This window comes from Micromonospora pattaloongensis, assembly GCF_900107255.1.
Taxonomy (GTDB): Bacteria; Actinomycetota; Actinomycetes; order Mycobacteriales; family Micromonosporaceae; genus Micromonospora_I; species Micromonospora_I pattaloongensis.
Genome location: NZ_FNPH01000010.1, coordinates 42,086 through 58,013, shown reverse-complemented (window position 1 = coordinate 58,013; position 15,928 = coordinate 42,086). Strand labels below are relative to the sequence as shown.

The following is a 15,928-nucleotide window of genomic DNA, read 5'->3' as shown; positions in this document are numbered from 1 at the left end:
GATAGTGTCTGAGCATTCCCGATGGATGGGGGATGCAGATGACGGGACCGCCGATTCCGCTTGCCGCCGACTTCCCACCCACGCTCGACAGCTTCGACTTCCGCAGCCTGGTTCCCGCGCTCGACGGCACCGCCTGGGCGGGGCTCTTCACGAAGATCACGCTGCTGGTCTGGATCACCGTCGCGATCCTGATCGTCTTCTTCCTGGTCAGCTACCGCAATCCGCAGCTGGTGCCGACGCGCCGGCAGTGGCTCGCCGAATCCGTCTACGGGCTGATCCGGGACAGCGTCGCCGTCCCGGTCATCGGGCGGGAGGGCGTGCGCTTCGCGCCGTACCTGACCGCGCTGTTCGCCTTCATCCTGCTGAACAACCTCTGGGGGATCATCCCGTTCGCGCAGATCTCGCCGAACGCCCACCTCGCCTTCCCGGCCGTGCTGGCGGTGGCCACCTGGCTGCTCTACCTGGCGGTCGGGATCCGTCGGCACGGCTTCCTCGGCTATCTCAAGGTGAGCTGCTGGATTCCGGAGGCGCCGCTCGGGGTGCAGCCGCTGCTGGTGCCGATCGAGTTCGTGTTCAACCTGCTGTTGCGCCCGGTGACCCTGTCGGTCCGGCTTTTCGCCAACATGTTCGCCGGCCACATGATCCTGCTGGTCTTCACGCTCGGCGGGGTCGCGCTCTTCCAGGCCGACGCGTTGCTGCTCAAGCCGGTCGCGCTGGTGAGCTGGGCGATGGCGATCGTGATGACCGTCTTCGAGCTCGGCATCATGGTGCTCCAGGCCTACGTGTTCACCCTGCTGACCGCGACGTACCTGCAGAGCTCGCTGGCCGAGGCGCACTGACGGCCGGCCGGGCGCCGACCCGGGTCAGCGGCGGCGGGCCAGGATCAGCGCCGCCACCAGCGCCAGGTCGGCGGCGCCGCAGATGACGATCGCCATCGGCACGGCGTCGTCCTGGCCGCCGAGCCCGACCAGCGGGGCGGCGAGCGCGCCGATCGTCGACTGGACCGCGCCCATCACGGCCGACGCGGTGCCGGCGCGTTCGGGGTGGGGGTCGAGGGCGAGCGCGACCGCGTTGGGCTGGGCCATGCCGACGCTCGCGACGAAATAGAACAACGCCACGGCGACCACCGCGAGGTTGCCGTGGACGGCACCGGCGAGCAGCGTCAACGCCGCGGCGAGCCCGGCGGCGAGCGCGACCAGCAGCAGCGTACGGGGGCGGTGTCGGCCGACCAGCGCGCCGTTGAGCCGGCCCAGCGCGGCCTGGCCGAGCGCGTTGCCGGCGAAGATGAGCCCGAACGCGGTCGCCGAGAGGCCGAACACGTCCTGGTAGACGAACGACGACCCGGCGATGTACGCGAAGAGGCCGGCGAAGGCGAACCCCTGGGCGAGGCTGTAGCCGACGAAGACGCGGTCGCCGAGCAGCACCCGCATCGCGCGCAGGGTGTGCCCGACGCCGCCGACGCTGCGCCGGGCGGGCGGCAGGGTCTCCGGCAGCCGCAGCGCGACGAGCACGGCGAGCAGCGCGCCGATGGCGGCGAGGACGACGAAGACCCCGCGCCACGTGGTGTGCCGCAGGACGAGGCTGCCGAGGACCGGCGCGGCGATCGGGGCCAGCCCGAACACGAGGGCGAGCCGGGAGAAGTAGCGGGCGGCCGCCGCCCCGGCGAACAGGTCCCGCACGACCGCCCGGGCCACCACCACGCCCATGCCCCCGGCGAAGCCCTGCGCCAGGCGCAGTCCCGCCAGCGCCTCGGCCGTCGGGGCGGACGCGCAGAGCAGCGACAGCGTCGCGTACCCGGCGGCCCCGACGATCACCGGCCGGCGCCGCCCCCACCGGTCGCTGAGCGGCCCGGTGAGGAACTGCCCGAGCGCCATTCCGATCAGGCAGGTGGTGAGGGAGAGCTGCACCCGTGCGGGCGGCGCTGACAGATCGTCGGCCATTTCGGGCAGCGCCGGCAGGTACATGTCCATCGAGAGCGGGCCCGCGGCGGTGAGGGCGCCGAGGATCACGAGCAGGGTGGTGCCGGGCGGACGCGACGCGGACGCGGTCGGTCGCGCGGACGCCGGGGCGGCGATGGTGGGCACGTCCGTCTTCTTCCCCTGGTCGTGACTTCCGGCACAGGCACGATAGTCACCGGAGCCCGGTTCGTGATCACGGGCCGGCCGCCGCCGTCGGCGCCCGTTGTCCGGAACGCGGGACACCCCGTCCGGCGTGCGGTCGCGGGCACGCCGCGTGACAAACTGGGCCCGTCGCCCCGCCGGTGAGTGGGCGCCGACCGACAGAAAGGCTGTCACGTGTTGCGTTGGCTGACCGCGGGGGAATCGCACGGGCCCGCCCTCGTCGCCGTGTTGGAGGGCGTGCCGGCGGGGATCGAGGTGACGACCGCCGAGATCGGGCGCGAGCTCGCCCGGCGCCGGCTCGGTTACGGCCGCGGCGCGCGGATGTCGTTCGAGCAGGACGAGGTCGACGTGATCGGCGGCATCCGGCACGGCCGGACGCTCGGCAGCCCGGTGGCGATCCGGGTGGGCAACTCCGAGTGGCCGAAGTGGCAGACCGTGATGGCCGCGGACCCGGTGGACCCGGCGGAGCTGGCCAACCAGGCGCGCAACGCGCCGCTGACCCGGCCCCGGCCCGGCCACGCCGACCTCGCCGGCATGCAGAAGTACGGCCACACCGACGCCCGGCCGATCCTCGAACGCGCCAGCGCCCGGGAGACCGCCGCCCGGGTGGCCGTCGGCACGGTCGCCAAGGCGCTGGTCCGGCAGGCGCTGGGCATCGAGATCGTCTCGCACGTGATCGAGCTCGGCTCGGTCGCGGCCAAGCCCGGCCTGCTGCCCCGGCCCGAGGACGCCGAGCGGATCGACGCCGACCCGCTGCGCTGCCTGGACCCGGAGGCGAGCGCGCGGATGGTCGCCGAGGTCGACGCCGCCAAGAAGGACGCCGACACCCTGGGCGGCATCGTCGAGGTGCTGGCGTACGGTGTGCCGCCGGGTCTGGGCAGCCACGTGCAGTGGGACCGCAAGCTCGACGCGCGGCTGGCGACCGCGCTGATGTCGATCCAGGCCATCAAGGGTGTGGAGATCGGCGACGCGTTCACCCAGGCCCGTTCCCGGGGCTCGGTCGCGCACGACGAGATCATCCCCACCGCCTCCGGCGTGAAGCGGGTGACGGACCGCGCCGGCGGGCTGGAGGGCGGCATCACCACCGGCGAGCCGCTGCGGGTCCGTGCCGCGATGAAGCCGATCTCCTCGCTGAACCGTGCACTCTCGACGATCGACGTCACGACCGGCGAGCCGGCCACAGCGATCAACCAGCGTTCGGACGTCTGCGCGGTGCCGGCGGCGGCGGTCGTCGCCGAGGCGATGGTGGCGCTGGTGCTCGCCGAGGCCGCGACCGAGAAGTTCGGCGGCGACTCGGTGACGGAGATCCGGCGCAACCTCGCCGGTTACCTCGACAACCTCGTCATCCGATGACCCGTCCGGTCTGCGTGCTGGTCGGGCCGCCGGGCGCCGGTAAGACCACCATCGGCGAGGGTCTGGCCGACGCGCTCGGTCTGCCGTTCCGGGACACCGACAGCGACATCTCCACGGCGGCCGGCAAGCCGATCTCGGAGATCTTCGTCGACGAGGGGGAGGAGCACTTCCGGGCGTTGGAGCGGGCGGCGGTCGCGACCGCGCTCGATTCCTTCGACGGGGTGCTCGCGCTCGGCGGCGGCGCGATCCTGGCGGAGCAGACCCGGGCGGCGCTCGCCGGTCACACGGTCGTCTACCTCTCCGTCGAGTTGACCGACGCGGTCAGGCGTGTCGGGCTGGGCGGGGGTCGCCCGCTGCTGGCGGTGAACCCCCGCGCCACCCTGAAGTACCTGCTCGACCAGCGCCGCCCCCTCTACGAGGCGGTCGCCACGACGACGGTGGTCACCGACGGCCGCACGCCCGAAGAGGTCGTCGGAGAGATCCTCGGCATCATCGGCCCCGACCCGCGCTGATCTCGTACGTGTGGTGCCTGTTCCGTCGTCGGCGGGACGGACTTGACGAACACCACATCTGCAAGATCAACGAGCGCGGGGCGCGCCGGGCCGTAAGATCTTTTCGGACAAGATCCGTCCGGATGGCTGGCGAGAGGTCTCCTGTGTCACACCCGGCGTCGCGCGTGCTCGGCATGCTCGAGCTGCTCCAGGCCTACCCCCGACTCACCGGCGCCGACCTCGGCCAGCGCCTCGGGGTCGACGAGCGGACGGTACGGCGCTACGCCGCCACCCTGATCGAGCTGGGCCTTCCGGTCGTGGCGACGCGGGGGCGGCGGGGCGGCTACCGTCTCGGCCCCGGGCGGAAGCTGCCCCCGCTGATGCTCACCGACGACGAGGCGTTCGCCGTGCTGCTCGGGCTGGTCGCCGCCGAGCAGCTCGGCCTCGACGCCGACGCGCCGGGCACCGCGCCCGCCCTCGCGAAGATCGGCCGGATGGTCCCGGCGGGGCTGGCCGAGCGGCTCGCCGGCGCGCGCCAGAGCCTCGGCCTCACCCGCGAGCGCCGCGAGGGCGAGGCCCGTCCGGCGGGCACGACCCTGCTCACCCTCGGCGCGGCGACCCGCGCGCGGCGCCGGGTCAGCGTCACCTACCGGTCCCCGCGCGGCGGGGTCTCGCTGCGCGAGCTGGACCCGTACGGGACGGTCTTCCACGGTGGGCGCTGGTACGTCGTCGGGCACGACCACCGGCGCGACGAGATCCGCACCTTCGAGGTCGACCGGATCAGCGCGGTGGACGTCGAGGACGGGAGCTGCGACGGCGGGAGTTTCGACGGCGGGAGCTTCACCGTGCCGGAGGGGTTCGATCCGGTCCGGCACGTGACGCGGGCGCGGGCCGGCGGGACGTACGCCTGGGAGGTGGAGGTGTTGCTGGAGACCGACCTCGGCCAGGCGCGGCGGCGGGTGCCGACGACGATGGCCGAGCTGACCGAGTCCGCCGACGGGGTGCTGCTGCGCGCCCGGGTGCAGGATCTGGACGCGATGGCGCTGCTGCTGGCGGGCCTCGGCTGCCCCTTCACGATCCTGCGCCCGACCGAGCTGCGCGCCGCGGTCACCGCGCACGCGTCACGACTGACCGCGTTGGCCGCGCGGGAACCCGTCCCAGCCGGTGGTAGGGGTTAGGCTCGGCGTCGATGGACGAGCTGACCCGGATCCCCGTTGCTGGCGATCATCCCTACGACGTTCTCGTCGGACGCGACCTGTTCGGCGCGCTGCCCACGCTGATCGAGGGGGCGGAGCGCGCCGCCGTGCTGTACGCGCCGCCGCTGAAGGAGCAGGCCGACGCGATCGCCGAGCTGCTCGGCGCGCGCGGGGTGCGGGCGCTGCCGATCGAGGTGCCGGACGCCGAAGCGGGCAAGACCGCCGAGGTCGCGGCGCGCTGCTGGGAGCAGCTGGGGGCGGCCGGCTTCACCCGCACCGATGTTGTCGTCGGGGTGGGTGGCGGCGCGGTGACCGACCTGGCCGGCTTCGTCGCGGCCTGCTGGCTGCGCGGGGTGCGCTGGGTGCCGGTCTCCACCTCGTTGCTCGGCATGGTCGACGCGGCCGTGGGCGGCAAGACCGGCATCAACACCGCGGCGGGCAAGAACCTCGTCGGGGCGTTCCACCCGCCGGCCGGGGTGCTCTGCGATCTGGCCCTGCTCGACACCCTGCCCGCCCCGGAGCTGGTGGCCGGCCTCGCCGAGGTCGTCAAGTGCGGGTTCATCGCCGACCCGGTCATCCTCGAGCTGCTGGAGGCCCACCCGCTCGGCCCCGTGTACCGGGACCGCGGCGTGCTGCGGGAGCTGGTCGAGCGGGCGGTGCGGGTGAAGGCCGACGTGGTCTCCTCGGACCTGCGCGAGTCGGGTCTGCGGGAGATCCTCAACTACGGGCACACGCTCGGGCACGCGATCGAGAAGGTCGAGGGCTACCGCTGGCGGCACGGTCACGCGGTCTCGGTGGGGTTGGTGTACGCCGCGGCGCTGGCCCGGTGCGCCGGCCGGCTCGACCCGTTGACGGCGGGGCGCCACCGCGCGGTGCTGGCGTTGCTGGGCCTGCCGACGAGCTACCGGGCCGACGCCTGGCCGGAGCTGCTGGCCGCGATGCGGGTGGACAAGAAGGCGCGCGGCAGCCGGCTGCGGTTCGTGGTGCTCGACGGGCTGGGCCGGCCGTCGATCCTGGACGGGCCGGACGACGCGCTGCTGCGCGCCGCGTACCAGGAGGTCAGCGGCGCGTGAAGGTACTCGTGCTCAACGGGCCCAACCTCGGGCGGCTCGGCACCCGCCAGCCCGACGTCTACGGGGTCACCACGTACGCCGACCTGGTGGCGCTCTGCGAGCGCACCGGCGCCGAGCTGGGGCTCGATGTCGAGGTGCGGCAGACCGACGCCGAGCACGAGATGCTGGCCTGGCTCCACGCGGCGGCCGACGAGGCCGCGGCCGTGGTGCTCAACCCCGGCGCCTGGTCGCACTACTCGTACGCGGTGCGCGACGCCTGCGCGATGCTGCGGGGCCCGCTGGTCGAGGTGCACATCTCGAACATCCACGCCCGGGAGTCGTTCCGGCACCACTCGGTCGTCTCGGCGGTCGCCCGCGGGGTGATCGCCGGCCTCGGCGTCGACGGCTACCGGCTGGCGCTGCACCACCTGGCGACGGGGCGGGAACCGGCGGCGTAGCGCACCCGCGCCCGCGCGGGGGCGCGCTGGCCAGTAGACTTGACGGGTCTGTCCGCCAATTGAAGATCAAGGCAGGAAATGGCCACCACCAACGACCTGAAGAACGGCATGGTTCTCAACCTCGACGGCGAGCTCTGGGCCGTCGTGGAGTTCCAGCACGTCAAGCCCGGCAAGGGTGGCGCGTTCGTGCGTACGACGCTGAAGAACGTGCTCTCCGGCAAGGTGGTCGACAAGACCTTCAACGCGGGCACCAAGGTCGACACCGCCACGGTCGACAAGCGGACCATGCAGTACCTCTACGCCGACGGCGAAGACTTCGTCTTCATGGACCTGGAGACCTTCGACCAGATCCACGTGCCGGGCGGCACGGTCGGCGAGGCGTCGAACTACCTGCTCCCCGAGGCCGAGGCGATCGTCGCGACCCACGAGGGCGTGCCGCTCTACATCGAGCTGCCCACCAGCGTGGTGCTCGAGGTGACGTACACCGAGCCCGGGCTGCAGGGGGACCGCTCGACCGGCGGCAACAAGCCGGCCACCGTCGAGACCGGGGCGACCGTCCAGGTGCCGCTCTTCATCACCACCGGTGAGAAGATCAAGGTCGACACCCGCGACGGCCGTTACCTCGGCCGCGCCTGATGGCCGAGGGCCCGAAGACGCAGATGCCCGCTCGCCGCAAGGCGCGCAAGCGGGCACTCGACGTGCTCTACGAGGCCGACGTGCGGAGCCTTCCGCCGGTCGAGGTGCTGGCCAACTACCTGGAGCGGATCGCCGCGCCGAGGCCGGAGCACCTGCCGTACGCGGTGAGTCTGGTGGAGGGCGTGGCCGGCCACAAGGACCGGATCGACGAGCTGATCGCCAGCTACGCCGAGGGCTGGACACTGGAGCGGATGCCGGTGATCGACCGGAATCTCGCCCGGATCGCGGTGCACGAGCTGCTCTACGTTGACGAGATCGACGACGCGGTGGCCATCTCGGAGGCGGTGGAGCTCGCCAAGCAGATGTCCACGGACGACTCGCCGCGCTTTCTCAACGGCGTGCTCGGCCGGATCGCCGAGTACGCCACCCGCTGAGCGCCGAATAACGCGAAGGGGCCCACGCCGACGGCGTGGGCCCCTTCGCGTGGGGCTCAGGACGCGAAGAACGCGCGCGGGTCGGCGACGAGCACGCCGTGCTCGTTGAGGCGCTCGATCAGGCCGGACGGCGAGATGTCGTACACGATCGCCAGCGCGCGCAGGTCGTCGGCGCGGATGGAGAGCACCCGGCCGTTGTAGTCGCCGCGCTGCTGCTGGATCGCCCGCGCGTAGCGCGCGACGTACGCCAGGTCCTCGGAGGCCTCGTCGTAGAGCCGCTCCAGGTCCAGGACGATCTTGTTGGTCGGCTCGTGCCGGACGCCACTGCCGTCGGGCAGCAGCTCCGAGACGGGCACCCGGTAGAAGTCGGCCAGCTCGGCCAGGCGCGAGACCGTGACGGCGCGGTCGCCGCGCTCGTACGAGCCGACGACGACGGCCTTCCAGCGCCCGTTCGACTTCTCTTCCACCCCCTGCAGGGAGAGACCCTGCTGCTGACGGATAGAGCGCAGGCGGGCGCCCAACGACTTGGCGTACTCAGAGGGCATGCGGACACTCCCAGTGGCTGGCCCGGGGGGTTTCCCCGGCGATCGCTACGGAGCGTGACGGTACGGGGGTTCCGAGATGTGGTCAAGTGGTCAACGGTGACCGGTTGCGAAAATCGTGTGCAGTTCCGCGATTTTTCGGCTCCTCAGTGTGGCGTCGAGCGCATCGCAGCGTGTTCGGCCCAAGGTCACTGGTAACGTAGCGTGCAGCCAACAGCCCGACCGGACGACTGGTCGGGCCGCAATTGACGTCCTTTAACGACCCGTCCCGTGAGGCGGGGAAGGAGGTCCGCCGTGGCCTATCCGCAGGCCGCCCAACCCGCGGTGGCGTCGCCACCGCCCGCGAAGGTCATCCTGACCAGCGCCGATCTGCATCGGGTGGTCGACCGCATCGCCCATCAGATCCTCGAGAAGACCCAGGGCGCCGACCGCACCGTCCTGCTGGGCATCCCGACCCGGGGCGTGCCGCTGGCCCGCCGCCTCGCCGACCGGATCCGCACCTTCGAAGGCGTCGAGGTCCCGGTGGGTGTGCTCGATATCACTCTCTACCGGGATGATCTCCGGCTGAGGGCGACCCGCGCGGTCGGGCACACGGAGGTGCCGTCCGGCGGCATCGACGGCCAGCGCGTGGTCCTCGTGGACGACGTGCTCTTCTCCGGCCGCACGGTGCGCGCCGCGCTGGACGCGCTGAGCGACCTCGGCCGGCCGAGCTCCGTCCAGCTCGCCGTGCTGGTCGATCGCGGCCACCGGGAGTTGCCGATCCGCGCCGACTACGTGGGCAAGAACATCCCGACGTCGCTCACCGAGAGCGTCAAGGTCACCCTCGCGGAGAGCGACGGTGCCGACGAGGTGAAGCTGATCGGGGGCGCGGCCCAATGATCAAGCATCTGCTCTCCGGCGCCGACCTCGACGCCGAGACCGCGACCCTGATCCTCGACACCGCCGCCGAGATGGCCACCCTCGCCGGCCGCGAGGTCAAGAAGCTGCCGACGCTGCGCGGCCGCACCGTGGTCAACCTCTTCTACGAGGACTCCACCCGGACCCGGATCTCGTTCGAGGCGGCGGCCAAGCGGCTCTCCGCCGACGTCATCAACTTCTCCGCCAAAGGCTCCAGCGTCTCCAAGGGCGAGAGCCTCAAGGACACGGCGCTGACGCTGCAGGCGATGGGGGCCGACGCCGTGGTCATCCGGCACCCCGCCTCCGGCGCGCCGCACCGGCTGGCGAACTGGATCGACGGCTCGGTCGTCAACGCCGGCGACGGCACCCACGAGCACCCGACGCAGGCGCTGCTGGACGCGTACACGATGCGGTCCCGGCTGGGACGCCTCGCCGGGCTGCACGTCGCGGTCGTCGGCGACGTGCTGCACAGCCGGGTCGCCCGCTCCAATGTGCTGCTGCTGTCCACGTTGGGCGCCAAGGTCACGCTGGTCGGCCCGCCGACGCTGATCCCGGTCGACATCGCCACGGCGCTCGCCCCCGGCGTGCAGGTCTCCTACGACCTCGACGCGGTGCTGCCCACCGCGGACGTGGTGATGATGCTGCGGGTCCAGCGCGAGCGGATGGCCGACTCGTACTTCCCGTCGGCCCGCGAGTACGCCCGCCGCTACGGCCTGGACGCGCCCCGGATGCGCCGGCTGGCCGAGCACGCGATCGTCATGCACCCCGGCCCGATGAACCGCGGCATGGAGATCGCCGCGGAGGTCGCCGACTCGCCCCGCTCGACCATCGTCGAGCAGGTCGCCAACGGCGTCAGCGTCCGGATGGCGGTGCTCTACCTGCTGCTCGGCGGCCGCGGCGCCGGGGCCGCCCAGTGAACCGCCGGAATGGAGATCCTGTGAGCTCGTACCTGATCAGGGGCGTGCGCGTCCTCGGCCGGGAGTGGACCGACCTGCTGCTGCGCGACGGCGTGGTCGCCGAGACCGGCCCCGGCCTGGACCCGAGCGGCGCGCAGGTGATCGAGGCCGACGGCCTGGTGGCGCTGCCCGGCCTGGTGGACCTGCACACCCACCTGCGCGAGCCGGGGCGCGAGGACGCGGAGACCGTGGAGACGGGCTCGCGCGCCGCGGCCCTGGGCGGCTACACCGCGGTCTGCGCGATGGCCAACACCTCGCCGGTCGCCGACACCGCCGGCGTCGTGGAGCAGGTGTGGCGGCTCGGCCGGGAGGCCGGGCTGGTCGACGTGCAGCCGATCGGGGCGGTCACCGTCGGGCTGGCCGGCGAGCGCCTCGCCGAGCTGGGCGCGATGGCGGCCTCCGCGGCCGCGGTGCGGATCTTCTCGGACGACGGGTTCTGCGTGGCCGACCCGCGGCTGATGCGCCGGGCCCTGGAGTACGTCAAGGCGTTCGACGGGATCATCGCCCAGCACGCGGAGGAGCCGCGGCTGACCGAGGGCGCCCAGATGCACGAGGGCGAGGTGTCGACCCGGCTGGGGCTCACCGGCTGGCCGGCGGTCGCCGAGGAGGCGATCATCGCCCGCGACGTGCTGCTGGCCGAGCACGTCGGCAGCCGGGTTCACGTCTGCCACCTCTCCACCGCGGGCAGCGTCGACATCGTGCGCCAGGCGAAGGCGCGCGGCGTGCGGGTCACCGCCGAGGTCACCCCGCACCACCTGCTGCTCACCGACGAGCTGGCCGCCAGCTACGACCCGGTCTTCAAGGTCAACCCGCCGCTGCGGACCGCCGCCGACGTGACGGCGCTGCGCGCCGCGCTGGCCGAGGGCGTCATCGACATCGTCGCCACCGACCACGCGCCGCACGCGGTGGAGGACAAGGAGTGCGAGTGGGCGTACGCCCGCCCGGGCATGGTCGGGCTGGAAACGGCGCTGTCGGTGGTCCTCTCCACCGGCGCGCTGCACCGCGACGGCGAGCCCGACTGGGACCTGATCGCCGAGCGGATGTCGCGGGCGCCGGCCCGGATAGCCGGCCTGGCGGCGCACGGGCACGACCCGGCGCCCGGCGCCCCGGCCAACCTGACCCTGGTCGACCCGGCGGCGCGGCGCGTCGTCGACCCCGGCGAGCTGGCCAGCCGGAGCCGCAACACCCCCTACGCCGGCACGGAGCTGCCGGGCCGGATCGTCGCCACGTTCCTGCACGGGCGGCCGACGGTCCTCGACGGAAAGGCTGTGAAGTGAGCAAGCGCAGGCAGGCGATCCTGGTGCTGGAGGACGGGCGCGTTTTCCACGGCGAGGCGTACGGCAGCGTCGGGGAGACCTTCGGCGAGGCCGTCTTCACCACCGGCATGACCGGTTACCAGGAGACGCTGACCGACCCGTCCTACCACCGGCAGGTGGTGGTGCAGACCGCGCCGCACATCGGCAACACCGGGGTCAACCACGAGGACGACGAGTCGTCGCGGATCTGGGTGGCCGGCTACGTGGTGCGCGACCCGGCCCGGGTCGGCTCCAACTGGCGCGCCACCGGTGGGCTGGAGGACCGGCTCGCCGCCGAGGGCGTGGTCGGCATCTCCGGTGTGGACACCCGCGCGCTGACCCGGCACCTGCGCGAGCGCGGCGCCATGCGAGTCGGCGTGTCGAGTGTGGAGGACGACCCGCAGGCGCTGCTGCGCCGGGTGCGCGAGGCGCCGCCGATGGTCGGCGCCGACCTGTCGGCCGAGGTGAGCACGCCCGAGCCGTACACGGTCGCGGCGGAGGGAGAGCACCGGTTCACGGTGGCCGCGCTGGATCTGGGGATCAAGCGCAACGTCCCCCGCCGGCTCGCCGCGCGCGGGGTGACCACGCACGTCATGCCCGCCGCGTCGACCATCGACGACCTGCTGACCACCGGCGCCGACGCGGTCTTCTTCTCGCCCGGCCCGGGCGACCCGGCGACCGCCGACCACGCCGTCGGGCTCGCCCGCGAGGTGATGCGCCGGCAGGTGCCGCTCTTCGGCATCTGCTTCGGCAGCCAGATCCTCGGCCGGGCGCTCGGCTTCGGCACCTACAAGCTCGGGTACGGCCACCGCGGCATCAACCAGCCCGTGCTGGACCGGGCGACCGGCAAGGTCGAGGTGACCAGCCACAATCACGGCTTCGCGGTCGACGCGCCGCTCAACCAGGTGATCGACACGGACTTCGGTGCCGTCGAGGTCAGCCATGTGTGCCTCAACGACAACGTGGTCGAGGGGCTGCGGGCCAAGGACGTGCCCGCCTTCACCGTCCAGTACCACCCGGAGGCGGCCGCGGGCCCGCACGACGCGGACTACCTGTTCGACCGCTTCGCGGAGCTCATTGAGAAGAAGGGCCGCTGATGCCCAAGCGCGAGGATCTCAAGCACGTCCTGGTGATCGGCTCGGGGCCGATCGTGATCGGTCAGGCCTGCGAGTTCGACTACTCCGGCACCCAGGCGTGCCGGGTGCTGCGCGCCGAGGGGCTGCGCGTCTCGCTGGTCAACTCCAACCCGGCGACGATCATGACGGACCCGGAGTTCGCCGACGCCACCTACGTCGAGCCGATCACCCCGGACTTCGTCGAGCTGGTCATCGCCAAGGAGCGCCCGGACGCGATCCTGGCGACCCTCGGCGGGCAGACCGCGCTCAACACCGCGGTCGCGCTGCACGAGTCCGGGGTGCTGGAGAAGTACGGCGTCGAGCTGATCGGCGCCGACATCGAGGCGATCCGGCGTGGCGAGGACCGGCAGCTGTTCAAGGACATCGTGGCGCGCGCCGGCGGGGAGACCCCGCGCAGCCGCGTCTGCCACTCGATGGACGAGGTGTACGCCACCGTCGAGGAGCTCGGGCTGCCGGTGGTGATCCGGCCGTCGTTCACGATGGGTGGGCTCGGCTCCGGAATGGCGCACACCCGTGAGGATCTGGAGCGGATCGCCGGCACCGGCCTGGCCGCCAGCCCGGTGCACGAGGTGCTGATCGAGGAGAGCGTGCTCGGCTGGAAGGAGTACGAGCTCGAGCTGATGCGCGACAAGCACGACAACGTCGTGGTCGTCTGCTCGATCGAGAACCTCGACCCGATGGGCGTGCACACCGGCGACAGCGTCACCGTCGCCCCGGCGATGACCCTGACGGACCGGGAGTACCAGCGGCTGCGCGACCTCGGCATCGCCGTGCTGCGCGAGGTCGGCGTCGACACCGGCGGCTGCAACATCCAGTTCGCGGTCAACCCGCGCGACGGCCGGCTGGTCGTCATCGAGATGAACCCGCGGGTGTCCCGCTCGTCCGCGCTGGCCTCCAAGGCGACCGGCTTCCCGATCGCGAAGATCGCCGCGAAGCTGGCGATCGGCTACACCCTGGACGAGATCCCCAACGACATCACCCTGCAGACCCCGGCGGCGTTCGAGCCCACCCTCGACTACGTGGTGGTCAAGATCCCGCGGTTCGCGTTCGAGAAGTTCCCCGGCGCGGACCCGGAGCTGACCACGACGATGAAGTCGGTCGGCGAGGCGATGAGCATGGGCCGCAACTTCACCGAGGCGCTGAACAAGGCGATGCGCTCGATGGAGACCAAGGCGGCCGGTTTCTGGACCCAGCCCGACCCGGCCGGGGCGACGCTGGAATCGACCCTGGAGGCGCTGCGCACCCCGCACGACGCCCGGCTCTACACCGTGGAGCGCGCGCTGCGGCTGGGCGGCACCATCGCCCAGGTCTCCGAGGCGTCCGGGGGGATCGACCCGTGGTTCCTCGACCAGATCGTCGCGCTCATCGAGCTGCGCGCCGAGATCATCGCGGCGCCCGTACTGGACGAGGGGCTGCTGCGGCGCGCCAAGCGCGCCGGGCTCTCCGACCGGCAGCTGGCGGCGCTGCGCCCGGAGCTGGCCGGCGAGGACGGGGTCCGCAGGCTGCGGCACCGCCTCGGCCTCCGCCCGGTCTACAAGACGGTCGACACCTGCGCCGCCGAGTTCGCCGCGAAGACGCCCTACCACTACTCGTCGTACGACGACGAGACCGAGGTCGTGCCGTCGGACCGGCCGAAGGTGCTGATCCTCGGCTCGGGCCCGAACCGGATCGGCCAGGGCATCGAGTTCGACTACTCGTGTGTGCACGCCGTGATGGCGCTGCGCGCGGCGGGTTACGAGACCGTCATGGTCAACTGCAACCCGGAGACCGTCTCCACCGACTACGACACCGCCGACCGGCTCTACTTCGAGCCGCTGACCTTCGAGGACGTGCTGGAGGTCTGGCACGCGGAGGACAGCTCGGGCAGGGCGGCCGGCGGACCGGGCGTGGTGGGCATGGTGGTGCAGCTCGGCGGGCAGACCCCGCTCGGCCTGGCGCGCCGGCTCAAGGCCGCCGGGGTGCCGATCGTCGGCACCTCGCCGGAGTCGATCCACCTCGCCGAGGAGCGTGGCGCGTTCGGCGCGGTGCTGGCCAAGGCCGGCCTGCTCGCCCCGGCGCACGGCACCGCCACCTCGTTCGAGGAGGCGAAGGAGATCGCCGACGGCATCGGCTACCCGGTGCTGGTCCGCCCCTCGTACGTGCTGGGCGGGCGCGGCATGGAGATCGTCTACGACGAGCCGACGCTGCGCGACTACATCGGCCGGGCCACGGACGTGTCGCCGGAGCACCCGGTGCTCGTGGACCGCTTCCTGGACGACGCGATCGAGATCGACGTCGACGCGCTCTGCGACGCGACCGGCGAGGTCTACCTCGGCGGCGTGATGGAGCACATCGAGGAGGCCGGCATCCACTCGGGCGACTCGTCCTGCACGCTGCCGCCGATCACCCTCGCGGGCTCGCACCTGGCCGCGGTCCGCAGCTACACCGAGAAGATCGCCCGCGGCGTCGGGGTGCGCGGGTTGCTCAACGTGCAGTACGCGCTCAAGGACGACACCCTGTACGTGCTGGAGGCCAACCCCCGCGCGTCCCGGACGGTGCCGTTCGTCTCCAAGGCGACCGCGGTGCCGCTGGCCAAGGCCGCCGCCCGGATCATGCTCGGCGCGACGATCGCCGAGCTGCGGGCCGAGGGGCTGCTGCCGGGCTCCGGCGACGGCGGCGCTCCCGTGGACGGCGCGCCGATCGCGGTGAAGGAGGCGGTGCTGCCGTTCAAGCGGTTCCGCACGCCGGCCGGCAAGGGCGTCGACTCGCTGCTCGGGCCGGAGATGAAGTCGACCGGCGAGGTGATGGGGATCGACACCGGCTTCGGGCACGCCTTCGCCAAGTCGCAGTCGGCGGCGTACGGCTCGCTGCCCACCGGCGGGAAGATCTTCGTGTCGGTGGCGAACCGCGACAAGCGCAGCATGATTTTCCCGGTGAAGCGCCTGGCCGACCTGGGCTTCCAGATCGTGGCCACCGCCGGCACCGCCGAGGTGCTGCGCCGGCACGGGATCGCCTGCGAGGTGATCCGCAAGCACTGGGAGGAGGCCGGCGACGGCCCGAACGCGGTCTCGCTGATCGCGGCCGGGGAGGTCGCACTGGTGATCAACACGCCGCAGGGCTCCGGCGCGAGCGCCCGCTCCGACGGGTACGAGATCCGCAGCGCCGCGGTCACCGCCGACATCCCGTGCATCACCACGGTGCCGGGCGCGGCGGCCGCGGTGATGGGCATCGAGGCGCTGATGCGCGGCGACATGTCGGTCCGCCCCCTCCAGGAGCTGCACGCGGCCCTCCGGGCCGCCCAGTGACGCCGGGCTCGCCCACCCCCGTCGATCAGGGCAGGGGCCGCCCCTGCCCTGATCGGTCGGTGTGGCGGGGGACCGCCC

15 protein-coding genes are annotated in these 15,928 nt (G+C 72.6%); 13 read left to right on the top strand and 2 right to left on the bottom strand.

Going from position 1 to position 15,928, the window contains the following annotated elements; genetic code table 11:
- Positions 1-38: 38 nt before the first annotated feature.
- Complete coding sequence (gene atpB, locus BLW47_RS20630) at positions 39-839, top strand: F0F1 ATP synthase subunit A (RefSeq protein WP_091560917.1); 801 nt, start codon at positions 39-41, stop codon at positions 837-839.
- A 24-nt stretch (positions 840-863) separates the two neighbouring features.
- Here the strand turns inward: atpB and BLW47_RS20625 are convergent, their stop codons facing one another.
- The gene (locus tag BLW47_RS20625; RefSeq protein WP_091560635.1) at positions 864-2,084 is read right to left on the bottom strand and encodes a multidrug effflux MFS transporter; all 1,221 of its coding nucleotides are present in this window, start codon (positions 2,082-2,084) and stop codon (positions 864-866) included.
- A gap of 210 nt (positions 2,085-2,294) precedes the next feature.
- On the opposite strand from BLW47_RS20625, the gene aroC reads away from it, so the two are divergent.
- The 7 genes from aroC (at position 2,295) to nusB (ending at position 7,740) form a co-directional block, all read left to right on the top strand.
- Positions 2,295-3,473, top strand: coding sequence for a chorismate synthase (gene aroC, locus BLW47_RS20620; RefSeq protein ID WP_091560631.1), 1,179 nt, complete (start codon positions 2,295-2,297; stop codon positions 3,471-3,473).
- Positions 3,470-3,985, top strand: coding sequence for a shikimate kinase (locus BLW47_RS20615; protein WP_091560627.1), 516 nt, complete (start codon positions 3,470-3,472; stop codon positions 3,983-3,985). Before aroC ends, BLW47_RS20615 begins: the two co-directional genes overlap by 4 nt.
- 143 nt (positions 3,986-4,128) lie before the next feature.
- A complete protein-coding gene (locus BLW47_RS20610; protein WP_091560624.1) occupies positions 4,129-5,142 on the top strand; it encodes a helix-turn-helix transcriptional regulator in 1,014 nt (337 codons plus the stop codon).
- A gap of 11 nt (positions 5,143-5,153) precedes the next feature.
- Entirely contained in the window at positions 5,154-6,233 is a 1,080-nt protein-coding gene (gene aroB, locus BLW47_RS20605) for a 3-dehydroquinate synthase (protein ID WP_091560620.1), read from the top strand.
- The gene (aroQ, locus tag BLW47_RS20600; protein ID WP_091560616.1) at positions 6,230-6,670 is read left to right on the top strand and encodes a type II 3-dehydroquinate dehydratase; all 441 of its coding nucleotides are present in this window, start codon (positions 6,230-6,232) and stop codon (positions 6,668-6,670) included. The genes aroB and aroQ overlap by 4 nt, the downstream gene beginning before the upstream one ends.
- Before the next feature lie 78 nt (positions 6,671-6,748).
- Positions 6,749-7,306, top strand: a complete 558-nt coding sequence (efp, locus tag BLW47_RS20595; RefSeq protein ID WP_091560613.1) for an elongation factor P — start codon at positions 6,749-6,751, stop codon at positions 7,304-7,306.
- Positions 7,307-7,329: 23 nt separating this feature from the next.
- Positions 7,330-7,740, top strand: coding sequence for a transcription antitermination factor NusB (gene nusB / locus BLW47_RS20590; RefSeq protein WP_175543735.1), 411 nt, complete (start codon positions 7,330-7,332; stop codon positions 7,738-7,740).
- Positions 7,741-7,796: 56 nt separating this feature from the next.
- Here the strand turns inward: nusB and bldD are convergent, their stop codons facing one another.
- Positions 7,797-8,285, bottom strand: coding sequence for a transcriptional regulator BldD (gene bldD / locus BLW47_RS20585; protein WP_091560606.1), 489 nt, complete (start codon positions 8,283-8,285; stop codon positions 7,797-7,799).
- 291 nt (positions 8,286-8,576) lie between these two features.
- On the opposite strand from bldD, the gene pyrR reads away from it, so the two are divergent.
- The 5 genes from pyrR to carB are packed head-to-tail and all read left to right on the top strand — an operon-like array spanning position 8,577 to position 15,850.
- A complete protein-coding gene (pyrR, locus tag BLW47_RS20580; RefSeq protein ID WP_091560604.1) occupies positions 8,577-9,161 on the top strand; it encodes a bifunctional pyr operon transcriptional regulator/uracil phosphoribosyltransferase PyrR in 585 nt (194 codons plus the stop codon).
- Complete coding sequence (locus BLW47_RS20575; protein ID WP_091560601.1) at positions 9,158-10,096, top strand: aspartate carbamoyltransferase catalytic subunit; 939 nt, start codon at positions 9,158-9,160, stop codon at positions 10,094-10,096. The genes pyrR and BLW47_RS20575 overlap by 4 nt, the downstream gene beginning before the upstream one ends.
- 20 nt (positions 10,097-10,116) lie before the next feature.
- The gene (locus BLW47_RS20570) at positions 10,117-11,412 is read left to right on the top strand and encodes a dihydroorotase (protein ID WP_091560598.1); all 1,296 of its coding nucleotides are present in this window, start codon (positions 10,117-10,119) and stop codon (positions 11,410-11,412) included.
- Entirely contained in the window at positions 11,409-12,527 is a 1,119-nt protein-coding gene (carA, locus tag BLW47_RS20565) for a glutamine-hydrolyzing carbamoyl-phosphate synthase small subunit (RefSeq protein ID WP_091560595.1), read from the top strand. Before BLW47_RS20570 ends, carA begins: the two co-directional genes overlap by 4 nt.
- On the top strand, positions 12,527-15,850 hold the full coding sequence (gene carB / locus BLW47_RS20560; RefSeq protein WP_091560591.1) for a carbamoyl-phosphate synthase large subunit: 3,324 nt from the start codon (positions 12,527-12,529) through the stop codon (positions 15,848-15,850). Before carA ends, carB begins: the two co-directional genes overlap by 1 nt.
- Positions 15,851-15,928 lie beyond the last annotated feature (78 nt).

Excerpts from the sequence above, each read along its gene's own strand:
- atpB (WP_091560917.1), top strand. The coding sequence starts at position 39 with ATGACGGGACCGCCGATTCCGCTTGCCGCCGACTTCCCACCCACGCTC.
- BLW47_RS20615 (WP_091560627.1), top strand. The coding sequence starts at position 3,470 with ATGACCCGTCCGGTCTGCGTGCTGGTCGGGCCGCCGGGCGCCGGTAAG.
- aroB (WP_091560620.1), top strand. The coding sequence starts at position 5,154 with ATGGACGAGCTGACCCGGATCCCCGTTGCTGGCGATCATCCCTACGAC.
- efp (WP_091560613.1), top strand. The coding sequence starts at position 6,749 with ATGGCCACCACCAACGACCTGAAGAACGGCATGGTTCTCAACCTCGAC.
- nusB (WP_175543735.1), top strand. The coding sequence starts at position 7,330 with ATGCCCGCTCGCCGCAAGGCGCGCAAGCGGGCACTCGACGTGCTCTAC.
- bldD (WP_091560606.1), bottom strand. The coding sequence starts at position 8,285 with ATGCCCTCTGAGTACGCCAAGTCGTTGGGCGCCCGCCTGCGCTCTATC.
- BLW47_RS20575 (WP_091560601.1), top strand. The coding sequence starts at position 9,158 with ATGATCAAGCATCTGCTCTCCGGCGCCGACCTCGACGCCGAGACCGCG.
- carB (WP_091560591.1), top strand. The coding sequence starts at position 12,527 with ATGCCCAAGCGCGAGGATCTCAAGCACGTCCTGGTGATCGGCTCGGGG.